Below are 17,212 nucleotides of genomic sequence, written 5' to 3' on the forward strand. Positions count from 1 at the left end.
CCGGGAACTAACGCCGGATAACCGGCCACCAAGGATGCGCCTGGCTGGTATGGGAGTGGCCGACTGCGTCGGCGACCTGACGTGCGTCAGGGCAGGTTATTGGGGATCGAACAGGCCCGGCTGGCGCGCGTCGTCGTCGGCGCGCAGCAGGCGGTAGACGTGTCTTTCGGAGAAGCCGGTCTCCAGCGCAATGCCTGCCACGGTCACCTTACCGGCGCGGCGCAGCTCGCGGACGCGGGCGCGGCGTTCGGCCTGCTTGGGAATGGCGACAGCGCTGCCGCCGCACCATGCCGCCAGACGATCGGCCGCGCTGCGGCCCAAGGCGACGCAAACCGGGTGGTTGTCGCCCACCATGCGCGGCACGTAGAGGCTGGTCCCGCCGAACCGGCGGGCGAGCTCGCGCGCGGCATCCTCGCCGATCGCATCGGCCAGTTCCGCCATCGCTTGCTCGCCGGTTGCCGCCACGATATTCAGCGTCCGTCAGTCGCGGCATCGGCCGCCCGGCCCATAACCGGGAGCGTTTCGGACGTTATGGAGAGGTGCGACTGACACCAGATATGCCCGTAAGAAGGCATAAGAAGCCCTAAGAAGCGGGGGTTTCGATGCGGACGGGGTTGCGGGCCTCTCGACGCTCAAGGGCCTGTACGGCCTCCACGATCCGCGAAAGCTGCCCCATGTAGGCAATCATCGCGCTGATCGACACGGCGAGGCTGTCGGTGTCGAGCGGGCCGGGATGGGTCGGATGAACGACCTGATTCCAAAGCGTCTCCATCAAACGGCCAACCTGCCCAAGATGGAAATCGAGGTCGTCGGAGATGCTAACGGGATCGGAAAGCCGAGCGAAATGGGCGGCGGTTAGATCGGCGATGGCTGTCATGCTTCAATCCTTAACGACCGTGGTAAACAGGATGGTGCGAACGGGACGATGCATCGGCGCTTCTTGCCGGTGCATCGGATCAGGCGGCTAGGACGGTGCGGACGATATCCGCGGTGACCGGCGCGGAGCCGGCGCGGCGCTTGAACACGCCGATGAAGCGTTCCGCGTTGCGAAGGTCGCGACGAATGCGAGGGGTCGAGAAATATGCGATGATCGCCTGAATAGCTCCGGCATCGTCGATACCGCGTGACTGGGCGAACAGCGTGAGGTCGAGGTCGCTCACATCCGTATATTCGAGCGATTCGATGAACATGGCGCGGCTGCGGACCGCGCCCGACAGCACACTGTCGTCGCCCCCGCTCTCCTGAAGGACAAACTCGTTGTTGCCGACGAAGACGAGGCCGATCGGGAAATGCACGGACGAACCGTCGCTGTCGTTCCAGTAGCGCAGCATCTCGATCGCCTCGCGCGAAAGATACTGCGCTTCGTCCAGGACGATCGTGAACCGGGGCCGATCGGCGGCTTCGATCTGCCAGTCGCGTCCGTAATTATCGTCCGCCCAATCCTCCATTAGATTGCGGAAATTGAGGCGCAGCGCCCAGTGGGTGGTGGAGGTTATGCGCCAGCCGGTGCGGCCAATCATGGGAGCGACGGCTTCGAGCACCAGCCGCATGACGGCTTGTGGCGAGGCGCCACCCTTCCTGCCCTCGGGATCGACCTTCACGACGGCGACGCCCAGCTCCTGTTCGCGAACGAACTCGGCGATGGCGGTGCTCTTGCCGATGCCCCACGGCCCGGCGATGACGCTGATCCCGCGTTCCTCGTGCGTGAGGCGAAGGCGGGAGAGAAGCTGGCGCGCGATCGTCGTGTGGACGAACGGCCGGTTGCTATGCGTTCCTAGCGGCAAAGTACCTCTCCAGTTCCTCGGTTACAGCCATGCGACGCGCGGCACGCGCACGCGCCGGAGCCTCCGGATCGGGCTGGGTGCGGCGCGCGCGTTCTTCGTCGCGCCACACCGCGCCTAGCTCTTCGGCTTGCGATGAGGCGATCACGTCCATGATCGGCGCGGGCGCGGCTGCCGTGGGTAGCGCGATGACACGGTCCCCAATACGCGCCTGCATGTTGCCGGCGACGTCGGTTGTGGTGGCGCTCTTGCGCAGGCCGCGAACCCGGCGACGGTCGTTCGCCTGGGCGCGGCCGGCCGCGATCGCGCCGTCGTGCAGGCCGGGCGCGTAATATTGCTCGGCCTCCACATAGGCCCAGTCGCCGCCGGGCAGCTTGACCAGGGGCGCGGCCTCGCTGCGGTAGGAGAGGGCAACCGTCACCTTGCGCCCGTTGGGCAGCTCGGGGTGGCGATAGCGCGTGCCCTCTATCGACACCGCGCCGCGATCGACCGTCCGCTCCATGTAGGTCGCGAAATGCGCATCGAGCGCCAGCGGGTCGATCGTGACCGGGCGATGATCGCTCGCCAGAAAGATTTCGCGCGGTGAGCGGCCGGCGAACGGGCCGGAGCCGATCGGCTGATCCTCGAAATCGAGCAGGCGGATGCGATACTCCGCCTCGAACTCGGCGTAGCCGTGCGGGTAGGGACTGGTCTTGCGATTCAGCTCGGGACGATGCGGCTTCATGCGGTCGCCGCCGACATAGCCGAGCATCTGCGACGAGATTTGCCGGTCGAGTTCGGAGAAACGACTCTCGATCGGCTTCGACGCGCCCGAATAGGGCTTCGCCTTCACGATCGTCTTGAGGCCGCTCGACGTCACCATGTCGAGCAGGGTCTGCACCACCGTCAGGCGCAGGTTCTCCGACCCGTTGTCCATATAGATGCGCTCGGGCAGTCCCCACTCGGGATCGCCGACCATGGCGAGGAATGCACGGATGACATGTTCCTGCCGGACGCCGCGCTCCTCTTTTGTGGGAAACACGAAGAACGGGAAGATGCGCTTCGTCCCGCTGTCCATGAACGCGATCATCTTCGGGTGCACCGTCGAGCCGTCCGGGCGGGTAACGATATTGTCGAGGTGCTTCACATCCAGGACGACTTCCTGCATCGGTCGCCACTGACTGTTGTCGCGGCGAATGCGCGTTTTGCCGTCGTCCCACGCCTTGCGGTTGTGGGCGTACTCATCGACTTCGCGGAAATGCTGCGCGGCCATCACGGCGCGTTGGGATATGTCGATCGCCTTGCGCGGCATGTGAACGCCGGCATCCGTCAACTCGCGCCACAGCGATGTCTGCACTTCCAGGCGAACGCGCTTCCACCCCGCCCGCTGGGTGGGCGATGCCCACCAGTCGTTCAGGAGCTGGTCACGGCGCTCGCCCCAGTGCGAAAGCTGGTCGGCATCGTGGCCGGCGGCGAGATATGCGCGATCGAATGACCGGCTGACATGAACGCGCCGCTTGCCGGCATTGGACGGCCGGCGCCGCGCGAGAATGGTCAGGTCGTAGTCGCCGGCCTCATATTCGGCGACGAAGCGCCGAAGGGTGCGTTCGGACAGGCCGGGGCGTACGGCCCGCCGGATCGCGGCGGATCGCGCTCCAGAGCCGTAGGGCAACTCCAGGATGGGGGAGATGGCATCGAGCAATCGCGCGATGCGGTCGCCCTGGGACGCCTTTGGCATCGGGCGCGGTGCCATATCGAGGACGGCCGGGATGTTGTCGGCCGATACAACGGCAATCGTTGCCGTTGTATCGACGCCCCAAAAGCGGTCCTGAAGGTCCATTGAGAGACTGCTGAGAGCCACCTCATAGCGGACGCCGGATCGACCGCCACCTGCGGCCGACGGGCTCTCCCTCACATCGAGAAAAAGACCGCCCCAAGCATGACCCAGTAGCGCTCGCTTTAACGCCTTATGGCTCGCCTGTCGTGAGACGCCTACCAGCTCGGCAAATTCGGCGGTGGAGAGATACTCGCGAATCATGCCGTGCGGCAGGCTTTTATACGTTGCTCGAAACGGACGACCGCGCCCTCCGGGACCTGTCCATTACGTCGCCAATGAGCAATCGCGCTTTGTGAGCGACCCAAGAAAGCGGCTAGCGCAGTGTCGGTTTCAAAGCCTCCACGCATCTTCATCGAACGGATCACCTGCCGGGCGTCGGTGAAACCCGGTTCGGCACAGATCGCTGAAAGTTGGCGTTTGCGTTGAGTGCTGTCGGTCATCTAGGCAACCCATATGAGCAGAGTTGCGGCCTGATGACATGAAAAACGCTAATAATCAATCATTGATGTCAGTCCTGACCCCGCCCGCCAGCAAAGAGCATTTGCAGGCCTTTCTCAATTTGACCGGAGCGGCGTTGGGGTGCCGCAGCGATGCTGACATGGCACGAACTATGGGGATGCTGCCCAGCGCTGTAGCAAACTGGCGGCGCCGGGGTGTTGTATCGGCGAAGGGAGTGGAATGGTTTCAGACTCGGCTCATTCAATCCATATTTTATGTGTCCCCCGATCTACCGCCGCTGTCAGATACGGGCGCGAACGCGGCCGTCATTGACCTGATAGCAAAAACTAATGGCAACCCGATCGATGCGTCCGAGAATGTGAGATTGGCGAACGCGGTATCGCTGCCTGGCTTGGTCGCGCTCGCCCAATTGTTCGCCGCATTGGCGCTGCTCAACGGCTACTCAGCAAAGGGGGCGGAGGAGGCTGATTGGTGGGGGCTTCTAGAAGAAGCGATGCCCATGTTTCGTGCGTCGCCTGCTTTGCAGGGGTTTACGAGTTAGGTTTACCACCTCCGCCGCTGTCGTTTACGACCAAGGGGCCAGCGCCAAGATTTCTCTGGTAAACCGTAGAGTCATAGAGATTGGCACTGGAAACGCCTGAAACGGCGGATTTCAGCCCTTCCCGAGGGTCTGTTGCCGCAATTGGTAAACCTATCGCGCTGCCAACCTCTATGACTCGCTCCAGCGGCAACCATTCATTTTCGGTTCAGCCGATTGACTACAGACGTAATCGAAGTGATTACAGACGTAGTCGATCAGGGAGCGATGGACCGTGACCGAGCGTATCAGCGATGCCGAACATGCGGTGATGGAGGTGCTGTGGGACGATTCACCCCTCAGCGCGCAGGACGTGGCGGAACGGGTCGCGCCCGATCGCGGCTGGAGTGCCAACACGGTCAAGACACTGCTCGGCCGGCTGCTCGCCAAGAGCGTCGTCGGGCATGAGGAGGACGGCCGCCGCTATCTCTACCGCCCGCTCGTCGCCCGCGAGGACTATGTCGAGGGCGAGTCGCGTCGGCTGATCGACCGGCTGTTCGGCGGCAAGCTGACCCCGCTCGTCGCGCACATGGCGGAGCGCGATGCCCTGACCGACCAGGACATCGCCGAGATCGAAGCCCTGTTGAAGGAGCTCAAGTCATGATCGTCTGGGCTTTCGAGGCGCTGGTCGCCTCCACGCTGCTGATGCTGCTGGTGCTGGCGATCCGGGCACCGGTGCGGCGCAACTTCGGCCCGCAGGTGGCCTATGCGCTGTGGGCGATCCCGGCGCTGCGGATGATCCTGCCGCCGCTGCCCGAGGGGTGGCGCGAACAGGCCGGCGCGCCGCTGGCGCAGATGGGCGAGACGCTGACCTACTATGTCGTCGAGCCGCTGGGCGTTCCAGCCGACGAGGCGGTGGCGTCGGCCCCCAATGTCTGGCCCTGGGTGCTGACCGCCTGGGCGATCGGCGCGCTGGTCTTCATCGGCTATCACATGGTGTCGCACGGCCGCTTCGTGGCGCGTGTCCGGGCGCGGGCCAGCGCGACCCAGATAGTCGCCGCCGGCAATGTCGAGGTGATCGAAACCGACGTCGCGACCGGCCCGCTCGCGTTCGGGGTCTGGCGCAAATATGTCGCGTTCCCGCGCGACTTCGCCGAACGCTATGACCCGCTGGAGCGCGATCTGGCGCTGGCGCACGAACTCGGCCACCACGCGCGCGGCGACCTGCTCGCCAACTGGGCGGCGCTGGCGGTGCTCGCGCTCCACTGGTTCAATCCGGTCGCCTGGCGGGCGTTCCGTGCCTTCAGGGCGGACCAGGAAATGGCCTGCGACGCCCTGGTGCTGTCGGGCCGCGACCGCGAACTGCGCCACGCCTATGGTCGGGCCATCGTGAAATCCGCCCACGGCGGCGCGGTGTCGGCGGCTTGCCATCTGCATACGATCAACGAAATCAAAGGGAGGTTGAAAATGTTGACCAAGCACGAGAAGACGTCACGCCCGCGCCTGCTGGCCGGCGCCACCACCACCGCGGCGCTGCTGCTGGGCGGATTGGGGCTGACCGCATCGGGGACGCAGGCGGCCGAAACCGTCCGCAGCAAGATGGAAAGCGCGGTCGGCGTCGAACTCGCCAGCCTCGAACTGCCGGCGCTGCCCGCACTGCCGGCTGTGCCCCAGGTGGCTCCGCCGGCACCCCCGGCGCCGCCCGCGCCGCCTGAGGTGAAGCGCCAGACCCGCATCATCATCGCGGACAAGGACGGCCAGGTACGGACCTTTGGCGACGGTGACGAGGTATCGACCCTTACCGTCAAGCGCGGCCCCGGCACCGCGCAGCGCCGCATCATGCTCCGCGACAAGGACGGCAAGACGATGGAGTGGGAGGGTGAGCCCGGTGGCCCGCTGCCGCCCGAATTCGCCGAAAAGCTGAAGAGCCTGCGCGTCGATGTGCGCAACATGCCCGAAGTCGCTTCACGCGAATGCCGCGACGACGAGGGCAAGCCTGGCGAGCATGTCATCCGCCGCGAGGATGGCGACAAGAAGATCATGATCGTCTGCACCAACCGTATCCAGCGGATGGCGATGGTCGCCGCAGACGGCGCGCAACGCGCCGGCACGCAGAGCTTCGTCATTCGTCGCAACTCGGAAATGTCCGCGATGATGGGCCTGCGTTCGGCCCGGCGCAGCATCGAGGCGAACGCCGATATGAACGAGAGCCAGAAGGCCAAGGCGCTTGCCGGCATCGACCAGGCGATCCGCGAGCTGGAAACCAAGAAGGATTGAGGTCCGCACCCAGCGCGTGGACACCGGATCGGCCCCGATCCGGGTGCGACTTGGGAGGGTCGTACGGTTCGCGTCAGTAGGCGTGCAGCGGGCGGTGTCGGTGCGCTATGGTGCGCGTACCGGCACCGCTTCGCGTTTCTCACCGAGGTGGGCAAGGGGTTGCCCTCTTCCACGCCAGCGGCCATCTGATCCCGCGATGTCCCAGTCCGACCTGCTCGAACCCGGTGTTCTGCGCCTGACCGCCAATAACCCCGCGCCATTCACCAATACCGGGACGCAGACCTATCTTGTCGGCACGGCCGACGTCGCGGTGATCGATCCCGGCCCGGCGGGCGACGGCGAGCACCTCGCCGCGCTGATCGCGGGGATCGGCGGGCGACCGCTGCGCGCGATCCTGTGCACCCACACCCATCGCGATCACAGCCCGCTGTCCCGCGAACTGGCCGCGGCAACGGGCGCGCCGATCGTCGGCTGCGCGCCGCTCGCGCTCGACGATCTCGGCCCGCGTACCGATGCGTCGTTCGATACCGATTACGTGCCCGATCGCATTCTGGACGATGGCGACAGCGTTTCGGGCGACGGCTGGACGCTCACCGCCGTTGCGACGCCGGGTCATACGTCGAACCACCTGTGCTTTGCGCTGGAGGAAAGCGGGGCGCTGTTCAGCGGCGATCACGTCATGGGCTGGTCGACCAGCATCGTCTCGCCGCCCGACGGCGACATGGGCGATTATATGGCGAGCCTCGACAAGCTGATGCGGCGCGAGGACCGCGTCTACTACCCCGGCCATGGGCTGCAGGTGGACAATCCGCGCCGGCTGGTGCGTGGCATGATGGGCCACCGCAAGAGCCGCGAGGGCGCGATCCTGCGGCTGCTCCAGGCGGGCGAGGGTGATATCGATGCGATGGTGCAGGCGATGTATTCCGGTCTGGACCCCCGGCTGCACCCGGCGGCGGCGCGATCTGTGCTGGCGCATCTGCTCGACCTGCGGAACCGCGGGCGGGTGACGGGCGCTGAAGGGGCGACATGGTCGATCGCCGTCTGAACATTCGCCAGCTGGTCGGCGCCGCCGTCCTGTTGCTCCTGCTCGCCGCCGCGGTCTGGCTGGGGAAGGCGGGTTATGATCGCTGGACCGACAGCTATGTCGTCGAGCGTGCCGAGGACGGCAGCGCGGTGACCGGCGTGATCCGCGCGACCTTCGCGCGGGCAGCGATGCTCAAGGTCGGATCGCTGACCGGCACGGTGCAGGCAAGCGCATCCGATGCCCGCCTGGGCGGCGTGCTGACGTCGGACCGGGTGGTCAAGGCGCCGTTCGCGGTCGATTATTTCCTCGACGTGTCGCGCCTCTCGGAGCGTGATTATCGCTTCGATCCGGCGACACGCACCCTGGTGATCGACGCGCCCGACGTGACGGTCGGCGCGGTCAACGTCGATGAAGCACGTCGTACGCTGAGCCAGACACGCGGCCTGTTCGTTACCCGCGATGCCATGGACAAGATGTCGCAGCGCGCGTCCGCGGCGGCTCAGGCGTCGGCAGAGGGGGAGGCGCGCAAGCCCGAGCGGATCGCGCTCGCCCGCGACAATGCCCGTCGCGCGCTCGCGGGACTGCTCGCGCCACCGCTCGCCGCCGCGAGGGTGGACGACGTTCGCGTGCTGGTGACCTTCCCCTACGAACGCACCGATCGCAGTCGGCAGGACTGGGATCGTTCGCGCACGCCGGAACAGGTGGTCGGCAATCGCCTCTGATCTTAGCTTCGCTTGATCGCAGGCGCCCGAGCGTCCATCTGTCCCCCAAGGACCAGGAGATAGACGGTATATGGACGCCAGGAACGGTATCGGCGGCACGCTGAAGGGGCTCGATCTGCGCGCCGAGATCGACCGGCTGCGCCGCGAGCGCAACGCCGTGATCCTGGCGCATTATTACCAGAAGCCCGAGATTCAGGACATCGCGGACTTCGTCGGCGACAGTCTCGACCTGTCGAAGAAGGCGGCGGCGACAGATGCCGACGTCATCGCCTTCTGCGGGGTCAAGTTCATGGCCGACACCGCCAAGATCCTGTCCCCCGACAAGATCGTCGTGCTGCCAGACCTCGCGGCCGGGTGCAGCCTGGAGGACAGTTGCCCGCCGGACAAGTTCGCCGCCTTCCGCGCCGAACATCCCGATCACATCGCGCTGACCTATATCAACTGTTCGACCGAGGTGAAGGCGCTCAGCGACGTCATCGTCACGTCGTCGTCGGCGGAAAAGATCCTGAGCCAGATACCGCCGACGCAGAAGATCATCTTCGGCCCCGACAAGCATCTGGGCGGCTATCTGAAGCGCAAGACGGGGCGCGACATGCTGCTGTGGCCGGGCGTGTGCATCGTCCACGAGGCGTTCAGCGAGACAGAGTTGCTGAAACTGAAGGCGCGACATCCCGACGCGCCCGTCGCCGCGCATCCCGAATGTCCGCCGCACGTGCTGGATCACGCAGATTACGTCGGATCGACCAGTGGCATCCTCGAATATGCCAAGACGATGACCGCCGACACGCTGATCGTCGCGACCGAACCGCACATCATCCACCAGATGGAAAAGGCGGTGCCGGAGAAGACTTTCATCGGTGCGCCGGGCGCGGACGGCAACTGCAACTGCAACATCTGCCCGTACATGGCGCTGAACACGATGGAGAAGCTTTACATCGCGCTGCGCGACCTGGAGCCGCGGATCGAGATCGAGGAAGGGCTGCGGCTGCGCGCCAAGAAGAGCCTCGACGCGATGCTGGCGATGGCGGGCGCGACGGTGGGAATGGGCGATCTCGGCCCCGCGAAGGTGACCGGCGACTGAACCGCGCCATGCGGGCGGGGGTCGCCCTTCTGGCGCTGGCTCTCGCCGGCTGCGGGCCGAAGCCGCCGTTGCGGACAACAACCTGCGCCGCCGTGCCCGGACCGGCGATCGATCGGTCGGGCGACCGGGCGCACACGACGCTTTCCGTCCTGACCTATAATATCGAAGGACTGTCGTGGCCCGCGCGGACGGGCCGGGCGCCGTATCTTGCCGCGATCGCCGAGCGGTTGGCGGCAATGCGCGCGGAGGGCACTGCGCCCGATGTCGTGCTGTTCCAGGAGATGTTCAGTCCCGCGGCGAAGCGCGCGGTGGCGGCGAGCGGCTATCCTGCGATCGTGTCCGGTGCGCGTCGCACCACCCGCGCGCGGGGAACCACGCGCGATGGCTTGCCCGGCCGTGCCAACGCGCTCCACGGCGAGATCGGCATCCGGGTATTCGGCAGCGGGCTGGCGATCGCGTCGCGCTATCCGATCGTCCACGACGACCAGCGGCCGTTCGGGCGGCGATCCTGCGCCGGCATCGATTGCCTTGCCAACAAGGGCGTCCAGCTCGCGCGGATCGCGATCCCCGGTGTGCCGGGCGTCGTCAGCCTCTACAACACCCACATGAACTCGCGCGGCGCCTCGCGCGCGCCGGCGCCGCGCCATCTGGCCGCGCACGACCGCCAGGCGCTGGAAGCGTCGCGCTTCATCGACGATACGCTCGACGACGGGTCACCGCTCGTGTTCGGCGGCGATTTCAACATGCGTCATTCGGAAGCGCGCTGGGAGAATTTCACCCGCTACAAGGATATCGCGCTCGTCCACCGCGTGTGCGCCGATCCGGCGGCGGGATGCGAGGTACGGATGTCCTGGGACGGCGACGAGCCCTGGATGGACACGCAGGACCTTCAGTTCTTCGAACCCGGCGGCGTGATCGATATCCGCCCGATCCGCGTCGAGGCGATGTTCGACGGCGGTTCGAGCGGCCAGCGCCTGTCCGACCATGACGGGTTCCTCGTCACCTACCGCCTGTCGTGGCCGGTAGCGACGCCGGTGGGGTCGGTCTGCACGGCGCAATAGGCGCGAACGGGCGGGGCGGCGGCGAACCGCCACCCCTTGCACGACCGGTCAGAAGATCAGGCGGAAGCCGCCGGTAACGATACGGCCGGTGCTCGCATAGCTCTGCGTCACCGGATTCGCTTCGTACATCGTGCGATACTGCGCCTCGTTGGTCAGGTTGCGGCCCTCGAGCGTCAGTTTTGCCCATTTGGTGACGTTGTACGACATCGCGAAATCGATGTTCAGCGTATCCTCGTTGTAGCCGAAGTCGGCCAGCACCGGCGAATTGCAGGCGGCTCCCCCATTCGTCGTCGTGCCGACCGCGCAGGTGCCGGCCGCCAGCGGGAAGCGATTGACGTAGCGCTTGCGATACGCGCCCGATACGCGCGCCGAGAATCTCTTGTCCTCATAGTAGAGCGTTGCGTTGAAAGCGTCGGGCGAGGTGTTGAGGAACGGCCCCTCCGCGAAGCTGTTGCTCGCCGCGACGCCGTTGCCGACGCCGGATTGAAGCGCGGCGCCGCCGGTGCCGGTCAGGTAGCTGAGCTTCGAGTTGATATGGGTATAGTTGGCGATCACGCCGAACTTGTCGAACGGCGCGGGCAGGAAGACGAAGTTCGACTGGATGTTGACCTCTACGCCCTCGATCTTGCCGCCGGGCGCGTCGCGGAACTGGCGGATGTTGAACGGGCCGCCGGCGAGCACATAGTCGCGGAAGGCGACGTTGGTGAAGTTGGCGACCACCGCGTCGAAGATCTCGGGCGGCAGGATCGACTGGAGCGGGCCTTCGCCGGCGATCTGCTGCGGGAAGCTGGCGATGTCCTTCCTGAACAGCGTGACCGAGACGAGGCCGGCACGGCCGAAATATTTCTCGAACGACAGATCGTAGTTGGTCGCGCGGAACGGGTTCAGATAGGGGTTGCCGATCGTCACCGACGGGGCGTTGCCTGCCGAATTGAGGCCGCCAGTGAATGACGGGAACGATGTGGTGCCGGGCGTAAGATTCCCGAGCTGCGGACGCGCCATCACCTTGGCCGCGGCGAACCGGACAAGCAGGCCGGTCCCCGGTTCCCACACAAGGTTGGTCGACGGCAGCCAGTCGTAATAGGTGTTGGTGGCGGTGACGGGGAAGCCGGCCACGCCATCGCTGCCGCCGAACGCGCCGTCGCCGATGATGCGCGTGCGCGCGACGCGCAGGCCCATGTCGCCACGCAACGGCCGGCCGAACAGGTCGAAGTTGAAATCGGCCTGGAAGAAGCCCGACAGGTCGTTCTCGATGATCGCGTTGCGCTGGCGCCCGTCGGCGACGGCGCGGTAGTCGCCCCATTTGTTGACGCAGTCGCAGTCGATGCCGAAGCGGTTGCGGAAGGCGTCAAGGCTGGGGACGTACATGCTGGTCGGCGTCCCGGCGGTCACGTTAAGCCCCTGGCCGAAGCCGATCGTCTGGCCCAGGTCCGTGATCGCCAGCCCGGCTTCCAAGAGCGTGGGATTGATCGCCTCGATCGTCTGGCTGCGGCGGCGCTGGTCGCTGGTGAAGGCGAAGCGTTTCCAGGTGCCGCCGAAGCGCAGGGTCAGTGTGTCGGGCACTGCATCGAGCGTGAAGTTCAGGCGTCCGACCTTGAATTCATTGTCCACCGTGTTGGTGAAGTAGCGGATGGTCGACAGGCCCTTCACCAGCGTCCAGTTGTTCGGGTTGGCGACATCGAAGCCCGGGTTGAAGATCGGCATCTTGCCGCCACCCCGGTCGTCGAAGGTGTAGCCGTCACGGTCGATCGCGTTGAATTCGGCGAGCAGGCCGGTGGCGCGGAAGGTCGATTTGGAATAGCCGAGCGTCAGGTCGGCGCGGAAGGTGTCCGTGATCTCCTGCGTCGCGTTGACGGTGCCCTGCCAGAATTCCGTCACGCCATATTGCGCGTCGGCGAAGCTGCGCCAGTCGACGTCGTCGAGCACCAGATAGTCGGTCTGGCCGGCGGCGTTGACGTTCGCTGCCCGCACTTTGGTGCTCGGGCGGCCGATCAGTTCATCGTAGAAAGCGGTCTGGTTTGCGTTGGCGATGTATCCTCGCGACAGCGGGTTGTTGTAATAGTCGAACGGGTTGAGGTTGTTGGGGTTCTGGCTGTTGAGGAAGCCGGTCAGCACCGTGCCCTCGCGCCCTTCCGTCCCCGCGCAGTTGATCGTCGCCGAAGCGACGCAGTTGGCATAGAGCGCGACGCGGTCCGCGTTGCCGTTGGTCGTGCCGATCGCCCGCAGGCCCGCGGTGCCCGTCTGCGCCGCGCGGGCATTCGTGCCGTTGCGGTTCAGGCCGATCGTGGTGATGCCGTAGGTCTCGGAATCCTGCGCATAGCGTGAGTAGACGCCATCGATGATGATTTCGGTGCGGCTGGTCGGGCGCCACTGCGCGGTCGCCGTCGCGCCGATCCGTTCATAGGAAAGTTCCTGGCGACCGATCGAGGGCAGGGCGGGAATGATCGTCGTCGGCGCCAGCAGCGCATAGGCGGCGGGATCGGAGCCGAACGTCGGCCCGGTGCCGGCGGTCGAGGGGCGGGCGAAGCCGTAGGTCGCCGGCGTGACGCCGTTCAGCTGCGAGTTGCGGTACAGATATTCGAACTGGCCGATGTTGCGGCGGTACGAATCGATCTGCTGATCCTGCTTCTGGTAGGCGACCGAACCCAGGATGCCGAAATTGTCGGTGAGCTTGACCGAGGCGAGCGCGGTCAGGCGCGGGTTCCACGTCTTGCCGTTCTCGCGATACTCGCCCTCGGCGCCGACGGCGAAGCGGTTCTTCTTGTAGCCTAGCGGCCGACCGGTCGTCAGGTCGATGATCGCGCCCAGCGAGCCTTCGTCGTTCACCGCCGCGGTCGATTTGGTGATCTTCACCCCGCCGAACAGTTCCGATGCGAAGGTGTTGAAGTCGAAGCCGCGCGAACGGTTGGCGCCGGCGTCCGACTGGTTGCCGCCCGCCGCGGCCTGCGCATCGGCGCCGTTCAGCCGGGTCTGCTGGAAATCGCCGCCGAGGCCGCGGATGGTGATAGAGCGCCCCTCGCCATTGTCGCGGTCGATCGATACGCCGGGCAGGCGCTGGATCGATTCGGCGAGGTTGGCATCGGGGAAGTCCGCGATGTCTTCGGCGGTGATCGCGTCGACGATCTGGTTCGACGTGCGCTTGATGTTGAGCGCATTTTCCAGGCTGGCGCGGAAGCCGGTCACGACGACCTCGGGCGTGCTCTCATCGACCTGGGCCTGCCCCGCCTGCTGGCTGGTTACCGGTGTCACAGGTGCGCTGGCGGACGGCTTGATTGCCGGATCGGCGGCGAGCGCGGGCACGGCGCCCGCAAAGCCGCTGACCGCGATCGCGAGGACGGATGCGGCGCCCAGGCGCGTGCGGCGGATCGAGTTGTTCATTTAAAGGCCCCTCCCTTTGATCGACCGGTACGCGCTCACCGGCGCGCACTCGCTTTCCGGCATTCATGACACCGGTATCAAGATGCTTCATACGGCGTGCTGGCGTGTCGGGCAAGCGTCAAGCTTGCGTCAACTTCAGGCGAGCGAGGGCGTGCGGCAATCGTGCCACAGGGGGACGGCGTTAACCACAGATCGCGCTGGTCGAAATCGTAAACGGCGCGTTAACTCCTCGCCATGAAGAGACGCTATCTTGTGCTGACCGACGAGGTCCGCAGGCATCCGTTCCGAAAGTCGCTGCCATTGCAGCGGACGGTCGAGGTGTCGAAGGACGACAGCGACCTGAAGCTGTTCGCGCTCAGCTTCACCGCCTTCTTCGTCTGCTTCTACACCTTCCTCGCCTGACGGGCGTCAGTCGCAGGCGCGGTGCAGCTTCTGCGCGATCCAGGCGGACATCAGACACATCGCGGCGACCAGCAACAACATGTCATGCGGCTGCACGCCGAAGCCGGTGATTACGAGCACGGCGATCGCCCCGCACGTCATCGCACCGGCGTTGACGACGTTGTTGGCGGCGACGGTGCGCGCGGTCTGGTCCTTCGTCACGGTCGTCGTCAGGAAGGCGTAGAGCGGTACGACGAACATCCCGCCCGAGATCGCGATCGCGAGCAGCGTGCCGACGACCAGCAGCGATTGCGAATGAGTGACGAAATCCATCACGCCGTAGAGCTGGCCCGCGGGGGCCGGAACGAACGTCCGCGCCTCGATCGAGAAGGCGACGACGAATACCGCCATGACCAGCACCGAAACCGGCGAGTAACGCGCCGAGATCTTGCCCTTCAGCATGGCGTTGATGACGATCGATCCGATCGCGACGCCGACCGAGAAGATCGCGATCATCAGGCTGGCGACGCGCTCATCGGCGGTCAGCACGTTCTTCACCAGGGGGGGGAAGATGATGATGAGCACGCTGCCGATCGTCCAGAAGAAGCTGATCGCGCAGATCGCCAGGAACAGACGGGGAATGTGCATCGTCGCCGCGATCAGGCGCCAAGATGCGGTGAACGGGTTGTAGTTGATCTGTAGCTTGGGGCCCAGGCGCGGCGCCTCCGGCACCATCCGGCCGGTCACCCATCCGATCAGCGCGACGATCAGCACCAGGCCCGCCGCGACCTCCACCGGTACCCAGCCGGCGAGCACGGTACCGGCGAGGATCGACAGATAGGTCGCCGCTTCGACCAGGCCGGTGCCGGCCAGCACCTCATGATCCTTCAGGTGCTGCGGCAGGATGGCGTATTTTATCGGGCCGAAGAACGTCGAATGGGTGCCGAGCATCAGCACCGCCGACAGCATCATCGCCAGACCCAGCGTCGTGTAGCCCGCCTTGGCCGCCAGCAGCCCGGCGGCGCCGAAGATCATGATGAAGATTTCCGCTGTCTTCACGAACCGGATGATCCGCGACTTGTCGTGGGAATCGGCCAGCTGGCCGGCAAGCGCCGAAAGCAGGAAGAAGGGCAGGATCGCGAGCCCAGTCGCGAGCGCGTTGAAATGCGCCTCCATCTCCGCGTCGTTGAAGATGTGGTAGGTGGCGAACAGGACCATCGCCGTCTTGAACAGATTGTCGTTGAACGCGCCGAGGAACTGGGTGACGAACAGCGGCAGGAAGCGCCGCTCCTTGAGGAGCCCGAGGGCGTTTATCATGATTTCCGCGCGCCTCGGCCGTTTACGACGACTGCGGCATAGCCGAGGGCGGGGGCGGGCGGCAACCTTTGCACCGCGCCTAACCGTTGCCGTTGATCGCAGCCGCCGCCGCGCGTAAGCCGACGGGGATACGATGCTGACGCTACCGAACCTTCTTACCCTGTCGAGGATCGTCACGGTGCCGCTGCTGGTCGCCCTGCTGTGGTGGCCGCAGTGGGAGGCCGGCTATGCGATGGCGTTCGCGCTCTACTGCCTGATGGGCATCACCGACTATTTCGACGGCTATCTGGCGCGGTCGAACGGCACGGTCTCCAAGCTCGGCCAGTTCCTCGATCCGATCGCCGACAAGATCATGATCGCCGCCGTCATCCTGATGCTGGTCGGCACCCGGTTCGAGGATCGCGCGATCATCACCGGCATCCACCTGATCGCCGCGATGGTGATCCTGCTGCGCGAGATCATGGTGTCGGGGCTGCGCGAGTTCCTGGGTGGCATCCAGGTATCGGTGCCGGTCTCCGCGCTCGCCAAGTGGAAGACGACGCTGCAACTTGTCGCGCTCGGCGCGCTGATCCTCGCAGGAGCGCTGCCGGGGCTGGCGTTTGTCAAGCAGACCGGGCTCGTCTGCCTGTGGGGTGCGGCGGTGCTGACGCTGGTGACGGGCTGGGATTATCTGCGCGTCGGCCTGAAGCATATGGACAGCTGAATGGCGGTGGAGATGCTCTACTTCGCCTGGGTTCGCGAAGGCGTCGGGCGGGGGAGCGAGCGGGTCGATCCGCCGGCCGGGGTGACGACGGTGGCCGATCTGCTGGACTGGCTGGCGAAGGAAAGCGCTAGCCACGCCGCCGCCTTCGCCGATCGCGCGCGGCTCCGCGCGGCGGTGGACCAGGCGTTCGTGCCGCTCGATGCGCCGATCGCTGGCGCGCGGGAGGTCGCGATCTTTCCACCGGTGACGGGCGGGTGATCCGCGTCGAGGTCCAGCACGGGTCGATCGACGTCGGGGCGCTGCTGGCAGATATCGAGGCTGACGGTGCGGGCGCCGTCGCCAGCTTTACCGGTCTGGTGCGGGCCGATGACGGTGTGTCTTCGCTCGACCTCGAACATTATCCCGGCATGACTGAGGCTGCGCTGACGCGGCTGGCGGAGGGTGCCGCGGCGCGTTGGGGGTTGCTCGGCGTCACGATCGTCCACCGCGTCGGGCCGATGCGACCGGGCGAGCGGGTGGTGTTCGTCGGCACTGCCGCGCGCCATCGCGCCGCGGCGCTCGAGGCATGTGCCAGCCTGATCGATCGGCTCAAGACCGATGCGCCGTTCTGGAAGCGCGAGGTAACCGACGGCGGCGCGCGGTGGGTCGAGGCGCGGAGCGAGGACGATGCCGCCGCCGCGCGCTGGCGCTAGCCG

General features: G+C 65.9%; 18 protein-coding genes. 11 read left to right on the plus strand and 7 right to left on the minus strand.

Translation table 11 applies throughout. From position 1 onward, the window contains the following. Window positions 1-96 precede the first annotated feature (96 nt). From VYI76_RS06460 to VYI76_RS06480, 5 genes are all read right to left on the minus strand, one after another. Entirely contained in the window at window positions 97-465 is a 369-nt protein-coding gene (locus tag VYI76_RS06460; protein ID WP_326523959.1) for a hypothetical protein, read from the minus strand. 118 nt (window positions 466-583) lie between these two features. Next, a complete protein-coding gene (locus VYI76_RS06465; RefSeq protein WP_326523960.1) occupies window positions 584-877 on the minus strand; it encodes a hypothetical protein in 294 nt (97 codons plus the stop codon). Window positions 878-956: 79 nt separating this feature from the next. Beyond that, window positions 957-1,784: an ATP-binding protein gene (locus VYI76_RS06470; protein ID WP_326523961.1), complete on the minus strand. Its 828-nt coding sequence runs from the start codon at window positions 1,782-1,784 to the stop codon at window positions 957-959. Further along, entirely contained in the window at window positions 1,765-3,498 is a 1,734-nt protein-coding gene (locus VYI76_RS06475) for a Mu transposase C-terminal domain-containing protein (protein ID WP_326523962.1), read from the minus strand. The genes VYI76_RS06470 and VYI76_RS06475 overlap by 20 nt, the downstream gene beginning before the upstream one ends. Window positions 3,499-3,794: 296 nt before the next feature. Continuing rightward, window positions 3,795-4,037 (minus strand): hypothetical protein, encoded by a 243-nt coding sequence (locus VYI76_RS06480; protein WP_326523963.1) that lies wholly within the window; start codon window positions 4,035-4,037, stop codon window positions 3,795-3,797. A gap of 65 nt (window positions 4,038-4,102) precedes the next feature. On the opposite strand from VYI76_RS06480, the gene VYI76_RS06485 reads away from it, so the two are divergent. The 7 genes from VYI76_RS06485 to VYI76_RS06515 all read left to right on the plus strand — a co-directional run bounded on the left by VYI76_RS06485 (window position 4,103) and on the right by VYI76_RS06515 (window position 10,738). Then, entirely contained in the window at window positions 4,103-4,597 is a 495-nt protein-coding gene (locus tag VYI76_RS06485) for a hypothetical protein (protein ID WP_326523964.1), read from the plus strand. A gap of 271 nt (window positions 4,598-4,868) precedes the next feature. After that, window positions 4,869-5,237: a BlaI/MecI/CopY family transcriptional regulator gene (locus tag VYI76_RS06490; RefSeq protein WP_326523965.1), complete on the plus strand. Its 369-nt coding sequence runs from the start codon at window positions 4,869-4,871 to the stop codon at window positions 5,235-5,237. Beyond that, window positions 5,234-6,850, plus strand: a complete 1,617-nt coding sequence (locus VYI76_RS06495) for a M56 family metallopeptidase (protein WP_326523966.1) — start codon at window positions 5,234-5,236, stop codon at window positions 6,848-6,850. The genes VYI76_RS06490 and VYI76_RS06495 overlap by 4 nt, the downstream gene beginning before the upstream one ends. 196 nt (window positions 6,851-7,046) lie before the next feature. After that, window positions 7,047-7,895, plus strand: coding sequence for an MBL fold metallo-hydrolase (locus VYI76_RS06500; RefSeq protein ID WP_326523967.1), 849 nt, complete (start codon window positions 7,047-7,049; stop codon window positions 7,893-7,895). Beyond that, window positions 7,877-8,596, plus strand: coding sequence for a DUF4230 domain-containing protein (locus tag VYI76_RS06505; RefSeq protein WP_326523968.1), 720 nt, complete (start codon window positions 7,877-7,879; stop codon window positions 8,594-8,596). Before VYI76_RS06500 ends, VYI76_RS06505 begins: the two co-directional genes overlap by 19 nt. A 70-nt stretch (window positions 8,597-8,666) precedes the next feature. Next, window positions 8,667-9,677 carry a quinolinate synthase NadA gene (nadA, locus tag VYI76_RS06510; RefSeq protein WP_326523969.1) on the plus strand — a complete coding sequence of 337 codons (1,011 nt, stop codon included), beginning with the start codon at window positions 8,667-8,669 and terminating at the stop codon, window positions 9,675-9,677. Window positions 9,678-9,769: 92 nt separating this feature from the next. Then, window positions 9,770-10,738 (plus strand): endonuclease/exonuclease/phosphatase family protein, encoded by a 969-nt coding sequence (locus tag VYI76_RS06515; RefSeq protein WP_443018911.1) that lies wholly within the window; start codon window positions 9,770-9,772, stop codon window positions 10,736-10,738. 48 nt (window positions 10,739-10,786) lie between these two features. On the opposite strand, the gene VYI76_RS06520 is transcribed toward VYI76_RS06515, so the two are convergent. After that, on the minus strand, window positions 10,787-14,116 hold the full coding sequence (locus VYI76_RS06520) for a TonB-dependent receptor domain-containing protein (protein ID WP_326523971.1): 3,330 nt from the start codon (window positions 14,114-14,116) through the stop codon (window positions 10,787-10,789). Window positions 14,117-14,350: 234 nt separating this feature from the next. Between VYI76_RS06520 and VYI76_RS06525 the strand changes: the two genes are divergently transcribed. Continuing rightward, window positions 14,351-14,518, plus strand: a complete 168-nt coding sequence (locus VYI76_RS06525) for a hypothetical protein (protein ID WP_326523972.1) — start codon at window positions 14,351-14,353, stop codon at window positions 14,516-14,518. A 6-nt stretch (window positions 14,519-14,524) separates the two neighbouring features. Here the strand turns inward: VYI76_RS06525 and VYI76_RS06530 are convergent, their stop codons facing one another. Further along, a complete protein-coding gene (locus VYI76_RS06530) occupies window positions 14,525-15,814 on the minus strand; it encodes an MFS transporter (RefSeq protein ID WP_326523973.1) in 1,290 nt (429 codons plus the stop codon). 133 nt (window positions 15,815-15,947) lie between these two features. Between VYI76_RS06530 and pgsA the strand changes: the two genes are divergently transcribed. Genes pgsA through VYI76_RS06545 form a run of 3 tightly spaced genes read left to right on the plus strand, consistent with a single transcriptional unit; the run spans window position 15,948 to window position 17,209 of the window. Next, window positions 15,948-16,517, plus strand: coding sequence for a CDP-diacylglycerol--glycerol-3-phosphate 3-phosphatidyltransferase (gene pgsA, locus VYI76_RS06535; RefSeq protein ID WP_326523974.1), 570 nt, complete (start codon window positions 15,948-15,950; stop codon window positions 16,515-16,517). Beyond that, complete coding sequence (gene moaD, locus VYI76_RS06540) at window positions 16,518-16,775, plus strand: molybdopterin converting factor subunit 1 (protein WP_326523975.1); 258 nt, start codon at window positions 16,518-16,520, stop codon at window positions 16,773-16,775. Next, entirely contained in the window at window positions 16,772-17,209 is a 438-nt protein-coding gene (locus VYI76_RS06545) for a molybdenum cofactor biosynthesis protein MoaE (RefSeq protein ID WP_326523976.1), read from the plus strand. Before moaD ends, VYI76_RS06545 begins: the two co-directional genes overlap by 4 nt. Window positions 17,210-17,212 lie beyond the last annotated feature (3 nt).

It is taken from the genome of Sphingomonas sp., assembly GCF_035910975.1.
Lineage (GTDB): Bacteria > Pseudomonadota > Alphaproteobacteria > Sphingomonadales > Sphingomonadaceae > Sphingomonas.

What these genes read in the sequence shown, in the direction of transcription:
- VYI76_RS06465 (WP_326523960.1), bottom strand. Translation starts at nt 877, where the DNA reads ATGACAGCCATCGCCGATCTAACCGCCGCCCATTTCGCTCGGCTTTCC.
- VYI76_RS06475 (WP_326523962.1), bottom strand. Translation starts at nt 3,498, where the DNA reads ATGCCAAAGGCGTCCCAGGGCGACCGCATCGCGCGATTGCTCGATGCC.
- VYI76_RS06480 (WP_326523963.1), bottom strand. Translation starts at nt 4,037, where the DNA reads ATGACCGACAGCACTCAACGCAAACGCCAACTTTCAGCGATCTGTGCC.
- VYI76_RS06485 (WP_326523964.1), top strand. Translation starts at nt 4,103, where the DNA reads ATGTCAGTCCTGACCCCGCCCGCCAGCAAAGAGCATTTGCAGGCCTTT.
- VYI76_RS06495 (WP_326523966.1), top strand. Translation starts at nt 5,234, where the DNA reads ATGATCGTCTGGGCTTTCGAGGCGCTGGTCGCCTCCACGCTGCTGATG.
- VYI76_RS06500 (WP_326523967.1), top strand. Translation starts at nt 7,047, where the DNA reads ATGTCCCAGTCCGACCTGCTCGAACCCGGTGTTCTGCGCCTGACCGCC.
- VYI76_RS06505 (WP_326523968.1), top strand. Translation starts at nt 7,877, where the DNA reads ATGGTCGATCGCCGTCTGAACATTCGCCAGCTGGTCGGCGCCGCCGTC.
- nadA (WP_326523969.1), top strand. Translation starts at nt 8,667, where the DNA reads ATGGACGCCAGGAACGGTATCGGCGGCACGCTGAAGGGGCTCGATCTG.
- VYI76_RS06520 (WP_326523971.1), bottom strand. Translation starts at nt 14,116, where the DNA reads ATGAACAACTCGATCCGCCGCACGCGCCTGGGCGCCGCATCCGTCCTC.
- VYI76_RS06525 (WP_326523972.1), top strand. Translation starts at nt 14,351, where the DNA reads ATGAAGAGACGCTATCTTGTGCTGACCGACGAGGTCCGCAGGCATCCG.
- VYI76_RS06530 (WP_326523973.1), bottom strand. Translation starts at nt 15,814, where the DNA reads ATGATAAACGCCCTCGGGCTCCTCAAGGAGCGGCGCTTCCTGCCGCTG.
- pgsA (WP_326523974.1), top strand. Translation starts at nt 15,948, where the DNA reads ATGCTGACGCTACCGAACCTTCTTACCCTGTCGAGGATCGTCACGGTG.
- moaD (WP_326523975.1), top strand. Translation starts at nt 16,518, where the DNA reads ATGGCGGTGGAGATGCTCTACTTCGCCTGGGTTCGCGAAGGCGTCGGG.